At 70.9% G+C, this 15,646-nt stretch carries 18 protein-coding genes and 1 riboswitch; of the genes, 12 read left to right on the top strand and 6 right to left on the bottom strand.

Annotated features, from left to right (window positions below):
- Positions 1-145: 145 nt before the first annotated feature.
- Positions 146-343: a DUF397 domain-containing protein gene (locus tag ABZ806_RS26535; protein WP_500220101.1), complete on the bottom strand. Its 198-nt coding sequence runs from the start codon at positions 341-343 to the stop codon at positions 146-148.
- Between the two features lie 7 nt (positions 344-350).
- On the bottom strand, positions 351-1,202 hold the full coding sequence (locus tag ABZ806_RS26540; protein WP_500220102.1) for a helix-turn-helix domain-containing protein: 852 nt from the start codon (positions 1,200-1,202) through the stop codon (positions 351-353).
- A 169-nt stretch (positions 1,203-1,371) separates the two neighbouring features.
- On the opposite strand from ABZ806_RS26540, the gene ABZ806_RS26545 reads away from it, so the two are divergent.
- A complete protein-coding gene (locus ABZ806_RS26545) occupies positions 1,372-2,151 on the top strand; it encodes an ATP-binding protein (protein WP_500220103.1) in 780 nt (259 codons plus the stop codon).
- On the top strand, positions 2,148-2,774 hold the full coding sequence (locus ABZ806_RS26550; RefSeq protein WP_500220104.1) for an SUKH-4 family immunity protein: 627 nt from the start codon (positions 2,148-2,150) through the stop codon (positions 2,772-2,774). The genes ABZ806_RS26545 and ABZ806_RS26550 overlap by 4 nt, the downstream gene beginning before the upstream one ends.
- 92 nt (positions 2,775-2,866) lie before the next feature.
- On the opposite strand, the gene ABZ806_RS26555 is transcribed toward ABZ806_RS26550, so the two are convergent.
- The gene (locus ABZ806_RS26555) at positions 2,867-3,277 is read right to left on the bottom strand and encodes a DoxX family protein (protein ID WP_500220105.1); all 411 of its coding nucleotides are present in this window, start codon (positions 3,275-3,277) and stop codon (positions 2,867-2,869) included.
- 155 nt (positions 3,278-3,432) lie between these two features.
- Positions 3,433-3,563: riboswitch (FMN riboswitch) on the top strand.
- A 72-nt stretch (positions 3,564-3,635) separates the two neighbouring features.
- On the opposite strand from ABZ806_RS26555, the gene ABZ806_RS26560 reads away from it, so the two are divergent.
- Genes ABZ806_RS26560 through ABZ806_RS26570 form a run of 3 tightly spaced genes read left to right on the top strand, consistent with a single transcriptional unit; the run spans position 3,636 to position 6,105 of the window.
- Positions 3,636-4,229 carry a riboflavin synthase gene (locus ABZ806_RS26560; protein ID WP_500220106.1) on the top strand — a complete coding sequence of 198 codons (594 nt, stop codon included), beginning with the start codon at positions 3,636-3,638 and terminating at the stop codon, positions 4,227-4,229.
- A complete protein-coding gene (gene pnuC, locus ABZ806_RS26565; protein ID WP_500220107.1) occupies positions 4,226-4,870 on the top strand; it encodes a nicotinamide riboside transporter PnuC in 645 nt (214 codons plus the stop codon). The genes ABZ806_RS26560 and pnuC overlap by 4 nt, the downstream gene beginning before the upstream one ends.
- Positions 4,867-6,105, top strand: a complete 1,239-nt coding sequence (locus tag ABZ806_RS26570; RefSeq protein WP_500220108.1) for a bifunctional 3,4-dihydroxy-2-butanone-4-phosphate synthase/GTP cyclohydrolase II — start codon at positions 4,867-4,869, stop codon at positions 6,103-6,105. The genes pnuC and ABZ806_RS26570 overlap by 4 nt, the downstream gene beginning before the upstream one ends.
- Here ABZ806_RS26570 and ABZ806_RS26575 read toward each other — a convergent pair.
- Positions 6,062-7,441, bottom strand: coding sequence for an RNA-guided endonuclease InsQ/TnpB family protein (locus ABZ806_RS26575; protein WP_500220109.1), 1,380 nt, complete (start codon positions 7,439-7,441; stop codon positions 6,062-6,064). The two genes, ABZ806_RS26570 and ABZ806_RS26575, sit on opposite strands and share 44 nt — an antisense overlap.
- A gap of 14 nt (positions 7,442-7,455) precedes the next feature.
- Between ABZ806_RS26575 and ribH the strand changes: the two genes are divergently transcribed.
- From ribH to ABZ806_RS26595, 4 genes are all read left to right on the top strand, one after another.
- Positions 7,456-7,962, top strand: a complete 507-nt coding sequence (gene ribH / locus ABZ806_RS26580; protein WP_500220110.1) for a 6,7-dimethyl-8-ribityllumazine synthase — start codon at positions 7,456-7,458, stop codon at positions 7,960-7,962.
- A 92-nt stretch (positions 7,963-8,054) separates the two neighbouring features.
- On the top strand, positions 8,055-8,930 hold the full coding sequence (gene hisG, locus ABZ806_RS26585) for an ATP phosphoribosyltransferase (protein WP_500220111.1): 876 nt from the start codon (positions 8,055-8,057) through the stop codon (positions 8,928-8,930).
- A complete protein-coding gene (locus ABZ806_RS26590; protein WP_500220112.1) occupies positions 8,923-9,369 on the top strand; it encodes a PH domain-containing protein in 447 nt (148 codons plus the stop codon). Before hisG ends, ABZ806_RS26590 begins: the two co-directional genes overlap by 8 nt.
- 60 nt (positions 9,370-9,429) lie before the next feature.
- Entirely contained in the window at positions 9,430-10,056 is a 627-nt protein-coding gene (locus ABZ806_RS26595) for a Uma2 family endonuclease (protein WP_500220113.1), read from the top strand.
- Between the two features lie 38 nt (positions 10,057-10,094).
- Here ABZ806_RS26595 and ABZ806_RS26600 read toward each other — a convergent pair whose 3' ends face one another.
- Positions 10,095-10,733, bottom strand: a complete 639-nt coding sequence (locus ABZ806_RS26600; RefSeq protein ID WP_500220114.1) for a hypothetical protein — start codon at positions 10,731-10,733, stop codon at positions 10,095-10,097.
- Positions 10,730-12,130, bottom strand: a complete 1,401-nt coding sequence (locus ABZ806_RS26605; protein ID WP_500220115.1) for a selenium-binding protein SBP56-related protein — start codon at positions 12,128-12,130, stop codon at positions 10,730-10,732. The genes ABZ806_RS26600 and ABZ806_RS26605 overlap by 4 nt, the downstream gene beginning before the upstream one ends.
- A 339-nt stretch (positions 12,131-12,469) precedes the next feature.
- Between ABZ806_RS26605 and ABZ806_RS26610 the strand changes: the two genes are divergently transcribed.
- Genes ABZ806_RS26610 through ABZ806_RS26620 form a run of 3 tightly spaced genes read left to right on the top strand, consistent with a single transcriptional unit; the run spans position 12,470 to position 15,608 of the window.
- A complete protein-coding gene (locus ABZ806_RS26610; RefSeq protein ID WP_500220116.1) occupies positions 12,470-13,366 on the top strand; it encodes an AAA family ATPase in 897 nt (298 codons plus the stop codon).
- A 27-nt stretch (positions 13,367-13,393) separates the two neighbouring features.
- Entirely contained in the window at positions 13,394-14,491 is a 1,098-nt protein-coding gene (locus ABZ806_RS26615; RefSeq protein ID WP_500220162.1) for a vWA domain-containing protein, read from the top strand.
- Positions 14,484-15,608, top strand: coding sequence for an XdhC family protein (locus ABZ806_RS26620; protein ID WP_500220117.1), 1,125 nt, complete (start codon positions 14,484-14,486; stop codon positions 15,606-15,608). Before ABZ806_RS26615 ends, ABZ806_RS26620 begins: the two co-directional genes overlap by 8 nt.
- Positions 15,609-15,646: the final 38 nt, after the last annotated feature.

Below are 15,646 nucleotides of genomic sequence, written 5' to 3' on the forward strand. Positions count from 1 at the left end.
TGTTGTTATGCGGCCGCCGATAACAACAACACGCCGCAGATCAACGCGTCTCGTCCCACGGGGTGAGCCTGCCGACCTTGGCTGGGTTGACGCGTCTGGAGTGGTCGTGTGCCATGGCGGCCGCGTCAGGTCGACGTGCGGCGTCCTACAGGTCGAGCCTGCCGCTCTTGATGCGGCTGACCAGTTCTCCGAACGCAGCAGGTGTGAGCTTGTGCAGGGGGCCGACTGCATCCTTGCTGTCCCTGATGAGCACGCCATCGGATGCCCCGCCTACCTCGACGCAGTCATTGCCTCCAACATGAGACCTGCTGCTCTTGCGCCAGGATGCTTGCGATACGTGCATGTGCGCCTCACTCAAGCTGTCGGGTCAGGTATGCGCGCGTTGCCGCAGTGTCGAGCGCCGCGGCACGCAACCGGTCAAACCTGACCATATAGCGCTCAAGTTCGTCGTCCTCTTCCAGCAGGCGATCGTCGAAACAGGTCTCCAAAAACACGATGTCGCGCTCACCTGCGTCGGGGAACCTCAGGTAGGTGAAGATCTCACCCGCGCCGGGGTAGAGCCCCGCGGACATCGGCAGGAGCTGGACGCTTACGTTCTCGCGTTCGGTCATCGCGAGCACGTGGGAGATTTGGGCTGCTCGAACGGCATCGTTACTGATACGGAGTACTGCGCTCTCGTCGATCACGGCGTGGAATCTGCAAGGCTTGACCTTTTGGGCGAGGATGCGCTGACGTTCCAAGCGCGCGTCTACATGTCGTTGGATCTCGGCGTCGTCATCTATGCCAACGCTGGGCCCCACGAGCTTGATGTATTCGGGGGTCTGGAGCAGACCTGGGATGAACATCGTCTGGTACGTCCAGATTTCTGATGCGCCGGCTTCGAATCCGGGGAACTCGTTGGTGAACACGTCGTTGTACTTGCGCCACCAGCCGCGTTGGCGGGCCTCGCGGGTGAGCTTGATCAGGGCGTCCGTGTCCGTGGGGCCCACGCCGTACAACTCGCAGAGGTCGGCGACCGAGTCGCTGTTGGGGTCGACCCACTTCGCCTTCTCGATGTAGTTGAGCTTGGACGGGCTCCAGCGGAGGCGCTTGCAGACCTCGCTTGTGGTCATCCCGCACTGCTCGCGCAACTCGACGAGTTTGCGGCTCAGAGCACGCTTCTTGATCGTCGGGCTGTAGCCGCTCGCCTGTATCGAAGGCATTTGTCCGGATCTCCGCAAGATCGAATACTGGATTTTCGAGAATCTAACTTGAATCCCTTGATGGTTCGACTTCTTGCGAGCAGTATCTAGCCCGTAACGCAGCGTTCGCAGCCGATTGCGGAAACGATCTCGCTGCTTCGACATAGACCCTCGTGAAGAGGAGACCCCCATGGCTCACGGCCATCTCCCTGATCTGGTGCTCGGCGGATGTTCGGCCTGGCCGCTGCCCGCCGACGAGACGTCCGCCGGTGTCGCCCGCGCGCATCTTCGGGCGGCGCTGACGGCGGCCAAGGCGCCGGGCGAACTCGTCGAGGACGTCACGCTCGCGGCATCGGAGTTGGTGACGAACGGTCTTCGGCACGGCATCGGCGCCACGTCGGCCCGCGCGGCGGCGGCGGGGCAGCGCGTGCTGGAGCTGTGGGCCTACCACCGCGGCACGCCGGAGAGCCAGTTCGTGTTCAAGGTGTTCGACCCGAAGCCTGGGTGGACGCGTCCCATGAAGACGGGCGGCGCCTGGGCGGAGAGCGGCCGGGGGATCGCGGTCGTCGACGCCCTCTCGTCGGAGTGGGGCTGGCAGCGGACGCGATCCCGGCTGGGGCCGCTCTCGGTGCCGGGCAAGGCGACCTGGTTCTGCGTCCCGGCCGCCCGGATGTGCGCACGGCCCCACCACCCTCGTCCACTTCCCTGGGAGGCGGCCGTGGTGCTGCGCCGACTGCTGCTCGCCAGGGGGCTGGACGGCACGCGCTGCCACCACGGGTCCGACCGTTCCGTGGTCACGATGCGGGGCCTGACCGTGTGGTCCGAGCCGCCAGGCGTGTTCCGGTGGCGGGTCCGGCCGGGTACACGGGACGCCTACGCGTGCCGACCGTTCGCGGATCTGCACGATGTCGCGGACGAGGTCGTCTGCCACCACGAGCGCGGCGTCGTCCCCGGAGACGACGTCCGATGACGGTTCGTTCCCACGGTGAGCGGGTGGAGTCGCTCGTCCGAGAAGTGCGGGACGCGGCCCTCGCCGTCCTCGCGCGGGACGACTCGGCCGCCGACGCGAGCCGGTTTCTGGCCGGTGCGGTGGTCGCGCTCGCCGACGTCCTGGACGCGCATCGTCCCGCGAGAGCGGTGGCGTGCCCGGCGTGCGAGACGGCGGCGCCCTGCCGCACCGCGCATCGCGTCGCTGATGCGCCCGTGTCGCACGGCGCCCGCTCGGGCATCCCGCTTGACCCTGGCGCCGCGTGGGTGCGCGCGGACGCCCACTTCAACGGTGCGTCCGCGGGCGGTGCGCGTCGGCTCGTCTCGCTCACCGACCTCGGCGCCTTATACGTCGCCAGGGATGTGCGGGCGGGGTTGTCTGAGCCGCCGCAGGTTCCGGAGCCCGATGGGGAGACTGTGCTGCTCATCGACAAGGCGAGCGGCCGGACGAGCCGATGGCCCCTGCTTCCGGACGCCGACCTGATCGTCCAGTACCGGCGCTACCTGCGCGGTGAACCGATGATCCTCGGCGAGCGGTCGACCGTGGAGCGGCCTTCCCGCCCCCGGCTCATCCGCAGGGGTGCGTGGACGGTCCGGAGTTCATAGGTTCCCCGAAGGGCGCCGTGACTGTGGCGCACTGCGGTCCGGTAGCCGCGCCGCCGGGGGTGGTCGGCGGCGCGGCTGCCGGTGCCCCGGGGTCAGGTGAAGAGGGGGCCGACCAGGTTCAGGCCGGGATGGTTGTCTGAGGCGTACAGGGCGAAGAGGGCCAGGGCGCCGCCGGCCAGCGAGATGTCCTTGAGGAACTGCTGCTGCTCCATCTGCCGCGCCTCCGGGGACTCCTGCGTCCAGAAGTCGTGGAACACCACGGCGGTGACGAGCAGGAACGGGACGAGGGCGATGGCGGCGAGGTCGGGCCAGATGCCGAGGATGAGCAGGGCCGACGCGAGCAGGATGTAGGCGCCCGAGACCTGCACGGCGAGCTTGGCCATGGGCAGCTTCTTCGCGGCCGCGTAACCGGCCATGGCGTCGGTCGCGGTGAGGTGGCCGATGCCGGCGCCGATGAAGATCGCCGTGAAGGCGATGCGGGCGATGAGGGCGACGACGTCCATGACTGCCTCCTGGGGGAAAAGTCGTCATGCGTCACTTGTGTCGCAAGATCTACCCTCGTTCCAAGATCGTTGAACGTTCAACCCGCGACCGGCAGTGGCGATGGTCACATGGGGCTCGGAATGGAATGCATGGCACACTGGTTGGCAAAGCATGAACGCGTGCTCCGGGGTCGGTGAAATTCCGAACCGGCGGTGACAGTCCGCGACCCGGCCGAAGCCATCGGCCGGTTGACCCGGTGGGATTCCGGGACCGACGGTGAAAGTCCGGATGGGAGGCAGCGCGCGGTACGCCCCTGACCAGGGGGCGTACGACGATGTATGAACGTCCCCCGGAGCCCTGAACTAGGAGGCCCGGGAGATGTTCACCGGCATCGTCGAGGAGCTCGGCGAGATCGTCGCGATCGACCCCCAGGGGGACTCGGTCGCCCTCGCGATCCGCGGCCCGCTCGTCACCGAGGACGCCGTGCACGGCGCGTCGATCGCCGTCAACGGCGTCTGTCTCACCGTGGTGGACGTCAAGGACGGGGTCTTCACCGCCGACGCCATCAAGGAGACCCTCGACAAATCCAGCCTCGGCGCGCTGGAACCCGGCTCCAAGGTCAACCTGGAACGTCCGGTCCGGCTGTCCGACCGGCTCGGCGGGCACCTCGTGCAGGGCCATGTCGACGGCGTCGGCGCGATCATCTCCCGCGAGCCGGGGGAGCGGTGGGACGTCGTCACGGTGTCCCTGCCCCCCGACCTGAGCCGCTACCTGGTGAACAAGGGCTCGATCACCATCGACGGCATCAGCCTCACGGTGGTGGAGGCCGGCGCCGACCGGTTCAGCGTCGCCCTCATCCCGACGACGCTCGCCCTCACCACGCTCGGCCACAAGAAGCCCGGCGACCCGGTGAACCTCGAAGTGGACGTCGTCGCCAAGTACGTCGAGCGCATGATGGGCGACCGGTCGTGAACTGGCTCGGCGCGGGTTTCGAGGTCTTCGGCGAGCACATCCTGTGGACCGACCTGGTCGGCAACGTGCTCTCGCTCGCCGTCGTCTGGCTCGCCATGCGCAAGACCCTCTGGACGTGGCCGGTGCAGCTCGTCGGCGCACTGCTGCTGCTCGCCGCGTCCCTGCACGCGGACGTCCCCGGCAACGCCCTCAAGCAGGTCCTCTTCTGCGGCCTCGCCCTCTACGGCTGGGTCATGTGGACGCGCGGACGCCAGGGCACCGGCGGCCTCGTCGTCCGGCAGGCGACCCTCAAGGAACGCGTCGTCCTGATCAGCGCGCTGCTCGTCGGGACGGCCGTGGTCGCCCAGCTGTTCACCCACCTCGACTGGCTGCAGATCGCCTGGTCGCCGTGGGCGAACGCCTACATCTTCGTCGGCAGTGCCGTCGCGACGTTCGCGCAGAGCCGCGCGCTGGTCGACTTCTGGATCGTGTGGGTGCTCGTCGACCTGGTCGGGGTGCCGCTGGCGCTCAAGTCCGGGCTGTACGTCTCCGGCGCGGTCTACGGGATCTTCTTCGTGATGGTGATGGCCGGGTTCAGGAACTGGCTCCGGGAGTCCCGGAGCATGCAAACCCCCACGGCAGGTAAGGCGGTGACCGCATGAGCGGCAACGACATCAACGACGGCAGCGGGATCTTCGACCCGATCGAGGACGCCATCGCCGACATCGCGGCGGGACGTCCCGTCGTGGTCGTCGACGACGAGGACCGCGAGAACGAGGGCGACATCATCTTCGCGGCGTCCAAGGCGACGCCCGAGCTGCTGACGTTCACGATCCGCTACACCAGCGGCGTCATCTGCGTTCCGATGGAGGGCGAGGACCTCGACCGGCTGCAGATCCCGCTGATGACCGCGCAGAACACCGAGCGGATGCGCACCGCCTACACCGTCAGCGTGGACGCCCGCCTCGGCGTCACCACCGGCATCTCCGCCGCCGACCGCGCGCGGACGATCCGGACGCTGTGCGACTCGGCGTCCGAGCCCCGCGACCTCGTCCGCCCCGGGCACATCTTCCCGCTCCGCTACCGGGAGGGCGGCGTGCTGCGCCGCCGCGGCCACACCGAGGCCGCCGTCGACCTCGCCCGGCTCGCCGGCCTCGCCCCGGCCGGCGTCCTCGCCGAAGTGGTGAACGAGGACGGCACCATGGCGCGCCTGCCCGAACTCCAGGTCTTCGCCAAGGAGCACGGGCTCAAGCTGGTCTCCATCGAACAGCTCGCCGAACACCGCCGCCGCACCGAGAAGATGGTCGCCCGCGTCGTCGAGACCCGGCTGCCCAACCGGTACGGGATGTGGCGCGCCGTCGGGTTCTCCAGCTCCATCGACGGCGGCGAGCACATCGCGCTCGTGCTCGGCGACCTCGGCGACGGCGACGACGTCCTCGTCCGGGCGCACTCGGAGTGCCTCACCGGCGACGTCCTGCACTCCGAGCGCTGCGACTGCGGCACCCAGCTGGACGCCGCCATGGAGCGCATCTCGCAGGAGGGCCGCGGCGTCGTCCTCTACCTGCGCGGGCACGAGGGGCGCGGCATCGGCCTGCTCGCCAAGCTGAAGGCGTACGCGCTCCAGGACAACGGCTCCGACACCGTCGACGCGAACCTGGAGCTCGGGCTCCCCGCCGACGCGCGCGAGTACTCCAACGCCGCGCATATGCTGCGTGACCTGGGCGTACGGTCGGTGCGGGTGCTCACCAACAACCCGGACAAGCTCAAGGGCCTGGACGGCTTCGGCGTGGACGTGCGCGGACGCGAGTCCATGCCGGTCGTCGTCACCGAGCACAACCGGCGCTACCTGACGGTCAAGCGCGACCGTCTCGGACACCAGATCGAGGGACTCTGTTGACGTCCTCCCTCGCCCGAAGGCGGAGATTCCAATCCGTCCCCCACGCAGGCAGGAGAGCAGGTTGAGGTTCGCGGTTCGCAGGCCGGGCCAACGCCCCGCCTCCCCGCGCAGCCACCGTGCGTCCCACGGCGGTGTCTCTGATGTTACGGGCGGCGTTGACGTCGGCGTTGGCCCGGTGCCCGCAGGCGACGCACCGGAACACCGCTTGGCTCTCGCGGTTGTCCCGGGCGCGGTGCCCGCACGCATGACAGGTCTGCGACGTGTACGCCGGGTCGACCCGGACCAGGCGTCCGGGTGCCTTGTGCTCCAGCCGGGTGACGAGCCGTCCCCACCCGTTGACGAGGATCGAGCGGTTCAGTCCGGCCTTGGCCCGGACTCCCCTGCCGGGAGTGTCCAGGGTGCCGCGCGCCGACCGGGTCATGGCGACCAGGTTCAGGTCCTCGACGGCGATCACGTCGTACTGGCGCGCCAGGTCCGTGCTGGTCTTCTCCACCCAGTCCCTGCGGCGGTCGGTCTCGCGCGCCTTGACCCGGGCGATGGCGGCCTTGACGAGGGCACGCCGGTTCGATCCCCGCTTCGTGCGGGCCAGACGGCGCAGCAGCCGGTTCAGCCGCCGCGCTTCACCCGGCGTCAGGCCCGAAACGCTGGAGATTCCGCCGGTGGACGGCGCGGCGGATATCGCCACGCCCCGGTCGACTCCGACCGCCGCACCGTTACCGGGTGCGGGAATGGGGTTGGGGACGTGCGCGAACGCGACGTGCCGGCGTCCGGCGCGGTCCCGTGCCACCCGGAACGATTTCACCCCGGGCGGGACGGGGCGGGACCAGCGGAATCGCACCCAGCCCACCTTGGGGATCCGCACCGCACCGGTGCGGCGCGACAAGCGCCGCACGTCCCAGGCTCGGCTGCGGGCCCCCACGATCCGGAACCCCTCGTGCATCCCGGCCTTACGCCAGGTGGGGCGCCGGTGCGTACCCGTGAAAAAGTTCGCCATCGCCTGTGCGAAGTCGCGGAGGGCCTGCTGCTGCACCGTCTGCGACCCGGCCGCCAGCCACGCATACGCGGCACGGGCCTCGGTCAACTGGCGTGCCTGCGCGGCATACCCCGGCGCCCGACCCCGCCGCGGCGTCCACCATGCATGCTGCTCCACCGCCAAATTCCACACGAATCGGGCATGCGAGCAGTGCTCCAGCAGCCCCGCCTCCTGCGCGGGCGTCGGACACAACCGGTACCGGGACACGCCCGCAACATACCGACCGCCACTGACAGACTCCGGAGGGTCACCATGTCGCACTGTTCCGCGTTTTCTCCCCGCCCACAGGGCCGGGAGCTCCATGCCGGAGGTATCCGATGAGCGGCGCGGGACGCCCCGAGGACATCACCGTCGACGCGGCCGGGCTCACGCTCGGCATCGTCTGCACCCGCTGGCACGGCCACATCACCGACCAGCTGCTCGACCGGGCGCTGGCCGCGGCGAAGGCGTGCGGCGTGGACGAGCCCGTCGTCGTCCGCGTCGCCGGCGCGCTCGAACTGTCCGTGGTCGCCCAGCAGATGGCCCGCGACCTCGACGCCGTCGTCTGCCTCGGCGCGGTCATCCGCGGCGCCACCGCCCACTTCGACTACGTCTGCGACTCCGTCACCACCGGTGTGACACGGGTCGCGCTCGACGAGTCGACTCCGGTGGGCAACGGGGTCCTCACATGTGACACCATTGAGCAGGCACTGGAACGCAGCGGGCTGCCGGGCAGCTCCGAGGACAAGGGATGGGAGGCGACTGTGGCCGCACTCGACACGGCACTGACCCTGCGAGGTCTGCGGCATCACGGTCACGCCGGGCACGGCCTGGAGCATTTCTAGCGGGTACAGGGGTTCCGCCCCTGAACGACTCGCGCATCGGAGCTCCTGAACCACCCGGTATCCCGTACGCATCCTCACCGAAAGGCAATTCCGTGCTGTCACTCGTCCTGCCCAAGGGGTCGCTGGAGAAGGCGACCATGCAGCTGTTCGACGCCGCCGACCTCACCGTCCAGCGCTCGTCGGACCGCGACTACCGCGCCTCCATCGACGACCCGCGCATCGACCGGGTCCGGGTCCTGCGCCCGCAGGAGATCCCGACCTACCTGGAGCAGGGGCTGTTCGACCTCGGCATCACCGGCCGCGACTGGATCACCGAGACCGACGCCGACGTCGTCAGCCTCGGCGAGCTGAAGTACTCCAAGGCGACCGCCAACCCGGTCCGCGTGATCATGGCGGTGCCGGACGGCGCGCCGTGGCAGTCGGTGGCCGACCTGCCGGAGGGCGTCCGGATCTCCACCGAGTTCCCGGCGCTGACCAAGCGGTTCCTCGACGAGCACGGCGTGAAGGCGACGGTCGTCCCGTCCTACGGCGCGACCGAGGCGAAGGTGCCCGACATCGTGGACGCGATCGTCGACCTCACCGAGACCGGCTCGTCGCTGCGCAAGAACGGCCTGCGCATCCTCGACACGCTGCTGACCAGCTACACCGAGCTGGTCGCGAACCGCGCGGCCTACGAGGACGCCGAGAAGCGCGCCGCGATGGAGGACATCTCGCTCCTCCTGCAGGGCGTGATCCGGGCGCGCGGCAAGGTGCTGCTGAAGCTGAACGTCGCGCAGGGCGACCTGCGGAAGGTCCTCGACATCATGCCCGCGATGTCGTCCCCGACGGTCACCTCGCTCGCCGGCGGCGAGTCGAACGCCGTCGAGTCGGTCGTCGCCAAGCGCGGCATCAACACGCTGATCCCGGCGCTGAAGGCGGCCGGTGCCCACGACATCCTCGAGATCCCCATCACGAAGATCATTGGCTGAGACACCGGCCCTGCCGACCGTGTGGCGCCCCCGCACCACCCGGATCGTGGCCTACACCACGGCGGGCGTGGTCGTGCTCGGCCTGATCGCGCTCGCCGCGGTGGTGCCGGAGCAGTACAAGACGTTCGACCGCGCCCTGATGGTCGGCTTCGGCGCGGCCGTGGCGTGGATCCTGCACATGCTCGCCCGCTGCCGCGTCACCGCCGACGAGTCCGGTGTCACCGTCGTGAACGCCTTCAAGACCCGCCGCCTCGAATGGCCGGAGATCCTGGACGTCAGCATGACGGTAGGCGACCCCTGGCCCACCCTCGACCTGTCGGACGGCACGTCCATCGGCGCCATGGGCATCAACGGAGCCGAGAAGGCCCTCGCCGCCCGCCAGCTGGCCGAGCTCCAGTCCCTCCTGCACACCCGAGGCGAAGCCCCCGACCCCGTCTGAGGGTGTCTGTTCTAGGCTGTTGCCAAGACCGGGAGCGCGGTCGTGTGTCAGGGTAGTGCCATGATTGCGCAGAGTATCGAGAGTATTGCGGAAAGTGGCTACATGGACCTTGAGCCGCTGCCAGACTGGGTGATCCCCCCGCCGGGCGGTTTCACCGCCGACGACTTCCTGCGCATGCGAGGTCTGCCCCGGCACACCGAGCTGATCGACGGGAGCCTGGTCTTCGTGAGCCCGCAACGCAAGTGGCGCGTGCGTGTGATCGACCTGTTGCGGGCCGAACTCGACCGGCAGGCTCCTGCGCATCTGTGCGCGGATCGTGAGATGACCGTCCGGCTCTCCGCACGGCACGCGCCCGAGCCGGACGTGCTGATCGTCTCCGCGGAAGCATACGAGCGAGAAGAGCCATCGACCTACTATCGCCCGGAAGACGTCGTCCTCGTGGTCGAGGCGGTATCCCCGGATTCGGAGATACGCGACCGGGAGATCAAACCGCGCAGGTACCGGGAAGCCGGTATCAGGTATTACTGGCGCGTTGAAGAGGATGAGGGAAGAACCGTCGTCTATGTGTACGAGTTCGACCCCGCCTGTGCCGGCTACGTCCTCACCGGCATTCACCATGATCACCTCAAGGTGACCGGGCCGTTCGACATCGATATCGACCTCACCGCCGTCGGCAGGCGCCGCTAGGACCACGGCGACCGGCTTTCGCGGACTCGCCGTGGTGGTCACAGGGCGGTGAAGAGGGTGAAGGTGCCGGCGCCGATGAGGGCGACGGCCCAGACGCGGTCGAGGTTGAACCAGGCGCGGCGCAGGATCGCCAGGCCGACGATTTCGTAGACGAGCACCGCGATGACGCCCGCGACGACGAACATCGCGAGGGTGTGCACCGCGGTGACGAAGACGCCGGTCGACAGGGCGCTGCCGGACGACGACGTCAGCCCGTGGTCGTGGTGCGCCGGGGCCGTCCCCGAGGACGTGAGCACGGGCAGCAGCATCAGCCCGGCGCCGTGCATCGACGACATCAGGAACGACCAGCCGGCGAGCTGCCACAGCGAGATCCGCATGCCGACCCAGCGGAAGTGCCGCTGGGACAGCAGCCGCCAGAAGCCGAAGGCGACGAGCGCGGCGCCGCCGCCGATCGCGACCGCCTGCGTCGCGACGACCGAGCGGGTCAGCGCGATGAGGACCGCGACGGCGCCGACGGACGCGGCATGGCCCGCGGCGATCGCCGGGAGCGCCTGCAGGACGAGTTTCCTGCTGCGCTCCTGGAGGCCGCGGGCCACCGCGAACAGCCAGCCCATCGCCGGGTTGAGGCCGTGGAACGCGCCGAGCGCCACGAGGGCGGCGAGCGAACCGTCGGTCATGGGTAGCAGTAGGAGTCCGAGGAGGCGTCGCCGCCCTGCAGGCGCGTCTGGTGGGGGCGGCGGCCCCGGAAGGCGTCGCCGTTGGGGAAGAAGCGCTCGTCGAGGGAGAATGCGTCGGGGGTGGAGTCGAGTTTCGCCATCCACGCGCCGACGCCGTCCGGGTAGAACTGGTCGTCCCAGGAGCCGTAGAGCGAGTTGGTGACGTAGACGCGCTTCCCGTCGCGGCTGATCTCCACCATCTGCGGGCCGCCCGGGAGCGGACGGTCGGGAGCGGCGGGGTGCGGTGTCCGGTCGACGATGCCGCCGATGCGGACCGAGCCGGCCTCGACCGGGTTGAACGGGTCGCTGACGTTGTAGCGCTTCAGCTCGCCGGTGCCCCAGCACGACACGTACAGCCACTGGTCGTCCACCGACAGGTCGATGTCGGTGACGAGCGGCGGCACCGCGCCGAACGGCCGGATCACCGGGGGCAGGGCGGAGGCGTCGGCGGGTTCGGCGGGAATGGTGATGACCTTCTTCGCCGCCCACGCGTCGCCGTCGCGGTGCCACACCCAGACGGACGCCGACAGGTCCTCCACGCTGACGACCACGCCGGCGAACCCGTACAGCTTGGTCGGGTCGTGCGCGGGGCGCAGCTCCAGGACCATCTGGTGCTCGTCGCCGAGGTCGACGGTCTGGACGTGCTTGCGCTTGCGCAGGTCGAAGAAGTTCAGCGAGTGCCCGTACTTGCGGCCGAGCAGGAGCTCGCCGACGACGCCGTCCTCGACCATGGAGGGCGTGCCCCACTCGGACGTGATGAGGACGTCGTGCGCGATGTGCCACCACGCGTCGTAGGCGAAGTACTGCGGCCCCCGGTCGACCTCCCAGCGCCCGAGGACGTCGAACGAGTTGTGGTCGAGCAGCGCGATCCCGCCCGGCCCGTCCTCACCGCCGGCGCCGCCGAGCGCCGTCAGGTAGAGGCCCTCGGGCCCGCAGTGGACGGTGTGGGGCCGCGAGTACCCGGCGCGCTTGGCCAGCTCGTCCGGCTCCAGCACCTTGACGATCTTGGGTGCGACGGGGTCGTCCTTGGTGTCGATGACGTACACCCGCGACGACCGCAGGCCCGGCACGATCAGGTACCGGCGCTCGACGTGCGGGTGCGGCGAGCCGGGGCACAGCGCGCTGCTGCACGCGTTCCACCCGAAGTGGTGCAGCTCGTCGCCGAGATAGGGCAGGTCGGTCCAGCCCACCACGGAGCCGTAGGAGCCGGAGCCCGGATCGACGTCCAGGACCGCGATCGCGTCCGGCTTGCGCGCCGCGCGGTCGAACGCCGCCACGTACGCGAGCTTCTCCGCCGGGGCGGAGGCCGCGTCGCGCGGGGACGCGTAGAAGGTCGGGTCCGGCTTCCACAGTGCCATGTTCGTCCTTTCCAGCGGGTGGCCCGGCGCGGTACGGGGGCGCCGGCCGGGTGGCCGGCGACGGTGCGGCGGGTGGAGCCGGCCGCCGGCCGCCGGCGTCCGCCGGAGGTCGCGCGCCTGTCCACGTAGTCAGCGTCCAGCCGGCGCGGCGCCCTGTCCACGGCCGCGCGGGTAAGACCTGCATGCTCCGATGCTCCTCGGCGGTCCGGGTCGACTTTCCCTACCGGTTTATCAGAAAATTCCGAGCACGAGGAGAGGGCCGCGAAAACGCAAGGGGCCGGGGCATGGGAGTTGCGCCTCCCTCCGAGTAGCCTCGGAGCCGTGGGGGAGACCGCGCCGATGACCACGGAGACGACCACGGACCAGCTCGGATCGCCCGCGGATCTCGCGGGCCTGCTCGACCGGCACGCCTACCTGTGCGACGACGGGCTCGCGACGGCGTGCTTCCTCGCACTGCGGATGGGCAGGCCGCTGTTCCTGGAGGGCGAGGCCGGCGTCGGCAAGACCGAGCTGGCCAAAACACTCGCGCGCGGGCTCGGCGCGCCGCTGATCCGGCTGCAGTGCTACGAGGGCCTCGACGCGTCCCAGGCCCTCTACGACTGGGACTTCCCGCGCCAGCTGCTGCACCTGCGCGCCGCCGAGGCGGCGGGTGTGAACGACGTGTCCCGCCTGGAGGGCGAGCTGTACGACCGGCGGTTCCTGCTGGCCCGGCCGCTGCTGCAGGCGCTGGAGACCTCGCCGAGCGTCCTGCTGGTGGACGAGCTCGACCGCGCCGACGACGAGTTCGAGGCGTTTCTGCTGGAGGTCCTCAGCGACTTCACGATCACCGTCCCGGAGCTCGGCACGATCCGGGCGGAGCGCCCGCCGGTCGTCGTGGTGACCTCCAACCGCACCCGCGAGGTCCACGACGCGCTCAAGCGGCGCTGCCTGTACCACTGGCTGGAGCACCCGTCGTTCGACCGGGAGGTCGCGATCATCCGGCGGCGGCTGCCCGGCGCGGCCGGCCGGCTCGCCGGGCAGGTCGCCCGCGCCGCGCAGCGGATGCGCGAGAGCGACCTGCTGAAGCCGCCCGGCGTCGCCGAGACCCTCGACTGGACGGAGGCGCTCGTCGCCCTCGGCGTCCGCGAGCTCGACCCGGCGGCCGCCGCGCTGACGCTCGGCGCCGTGCTCAAGTACCGCGAGGACCAGCAGCGGGTCCTCGGCGCCGGGCTGGAAGCCCTGCTCAACGGGGGATGAGCGGTGCAGCGGGACGTCACCGAGACGATGGTCGGGTTCGCCAGGACGCTGCGCGCGGCGGGCGGCGCCGCCGACCCCGAGCGCGTCCAGGCGCTGCTGGCGGCGCTCGACCACCTCGACGTCCTCGACCCGAACGACGTGTACTGGGCCGGGCGGCTGACCCTGTGCGCCGACCCCGACGACCTCGCCCGCTATGACCGGTGCTTCGCCGCCTACTTCTCCGGCGCGACCGCGCGGATGCGGCGCAGGCCGCCGCCCGTCGTCGTCCGCCGGATGACGCTGCCCGACCCGGGCGCGCTGGCGGGGAACGAGGAGGCCGGGGAGCTGAAGGCGGCCACCGCCAGCGAGGTGGAGGTGCTGCGCGACCGCGACCTGGCGCGGCTGACCGCCGCCGAGCGCGCCGAGGTCGCCCGGCTCATCGCCGTGCTCGGCGCGGGCGCGGAGCGGCGCCGGTCGCGCCGGTTCACACCGGCGCCGGCGGGGCGGCTCGACCCCGCGCGGACGGTCCGCGAGACGCTGCGGCGCGGCGGCGAGATGTCCCTGCTGCGGCACCGCGCGCACCGCACCCGCCCGCGCCGCGCCGTCCTGATCGTGGACGTCAGCGGGTCGATGGGCCCCTACGCCGACGCGCTGCTGCGGTTCGCGCACGCCGCGGCCCGGTCCGGCGGGCGCGCCGTGGAGGTCTTCAGCGCCGGGACGCGCCTCACCCGCCTCACCCGGGAGCTGCGGCACCGCGACCCGGACGCGGCGATGGCCGCGGCGACCGCCGCCATCCCGGACTGGAGCGGCGGCACCCGCCTCGGCGAGGAGCTGAAGGAGTTCCTCGACCGGTTCGGGCAGCGCGGCCTCGCCCGCGGTGCGATCGTCGTGATCGCCTCGGACGGCTGGGAGCGCGGCGACGCGGCGCTGCTCGGCGAGCAGATGGCGCGGCTGCACCGGCTCGCGCACCGGGTCGTGTGGGCGAACCCGCACAAGGCGCGGCCCGGCTACGAGCCGCTGACCGCCGGGATGGCGGCGGCGCTGCCGCACGTCGACGACTTCACCTCCGGCCACAGCCTCGCGGCCCTGGAGGAGCTGGCCCGCATCGTCGCGGGCACCGCTGGAAAGGGGAGCGCTCATGCGTGACGTCCTCGGCGACATCGCCGGCTGGTACGCGTCCGGGGAGACCTTCGGGCTCGCGACCGTCGTGCACACCTTCCGCAGCGCGCCGCGCCCGCCGGGCGCGGCGATGGCCGTGTCGCGCGGCGGGGAGGTGGCGGGCAGCGTGTCGGGCGGCTGCGTGGAGGGCGCCGTCTACGAGCTGGCGCAGTCGGTGCTGGAGACGGGCGAGCCGGTCGTCCAGCGGTACGGGGTGAGCGACGACGACGCGTTCTCCGTCGGCCTCACCTGCGGCGGCATCCTGGACGTCCTGGTGGAGCCGGTCGGCCCCGCGACGTTCCCCGAGTTCGCCGAGGTCGCCGAGTCGATCGAGCGGCACGAGCCGGTCGCCGTCGCCACGGTCATCGCCGGCCCCGGCCGGATCGGCGCCCGCCGCGTCGTCTGGGCCGGACGCGCCTCCGGCTCCCTCGCCCCCGGCGAACCGCACGCCGAACGCCTCGACGCCGCCGTCGACGACGACGCCCGCGGCATGCTCGCGCAGGGCGTCACCGGCCAGCGGCACTACGGGCCCGAGGGGGAGCGGCGGCTGGACGACCTGACCGTGTTCGTCCACGCGTACGCGCCGCCGCCGCGGCTGCTGGTGTTCGGCGCCATCGACTTCGCCGCGGCCGTCGCCCGCGTCGGCGCGTTCCTCGGCTACCGCGTGACGGTGTGCGACGCGCGGCCGGTGTTCGCGACGCCGAAGCGGTTCCCGGACGCCGACGAGGTCGTGGTGAAGTGGCCGCACAAGTTCCTGGAGGAGGAGCGCGGCGCCATCGACGAGCGCACCGCGATCTGCGTGCTGACCCACGATCCCAAGTTCGACGTGCCGCTGCTCGAGGTGGCGCTGCGCACGGACGCCGGCTACATCGGCGCGATGGGGTCGCGCCGCACCCACGACGACCGGCTCGCCCGGCTGCGCGAGGCGGGCCTGACCGGCGCCGAGCTCGGCCGGCTGCGCTCCCCGATCGGCCTCGACCTCGGCGCCCGGACGCCGGAGGAGACCGCGGTGTCGATCGCGGCGGAACTCGTCCAGCTCCGCTGGGGCGGCTCGGGACGCCCGCTCACCGACACCAGCGGCAGGATCCACGCCGAAGCACCCTGACCTTCCACACCGGGCCGCCCGTCCGCACTACCCTCGCT

The organism is Spirillospora sp. NPDC047418, assembly GCF_040643275.1.
GTDB lineage: Bacteria > Actinomycetota > Actinomycetes > Streptosporangiales > Streptosporangiaceae > Spirillospora.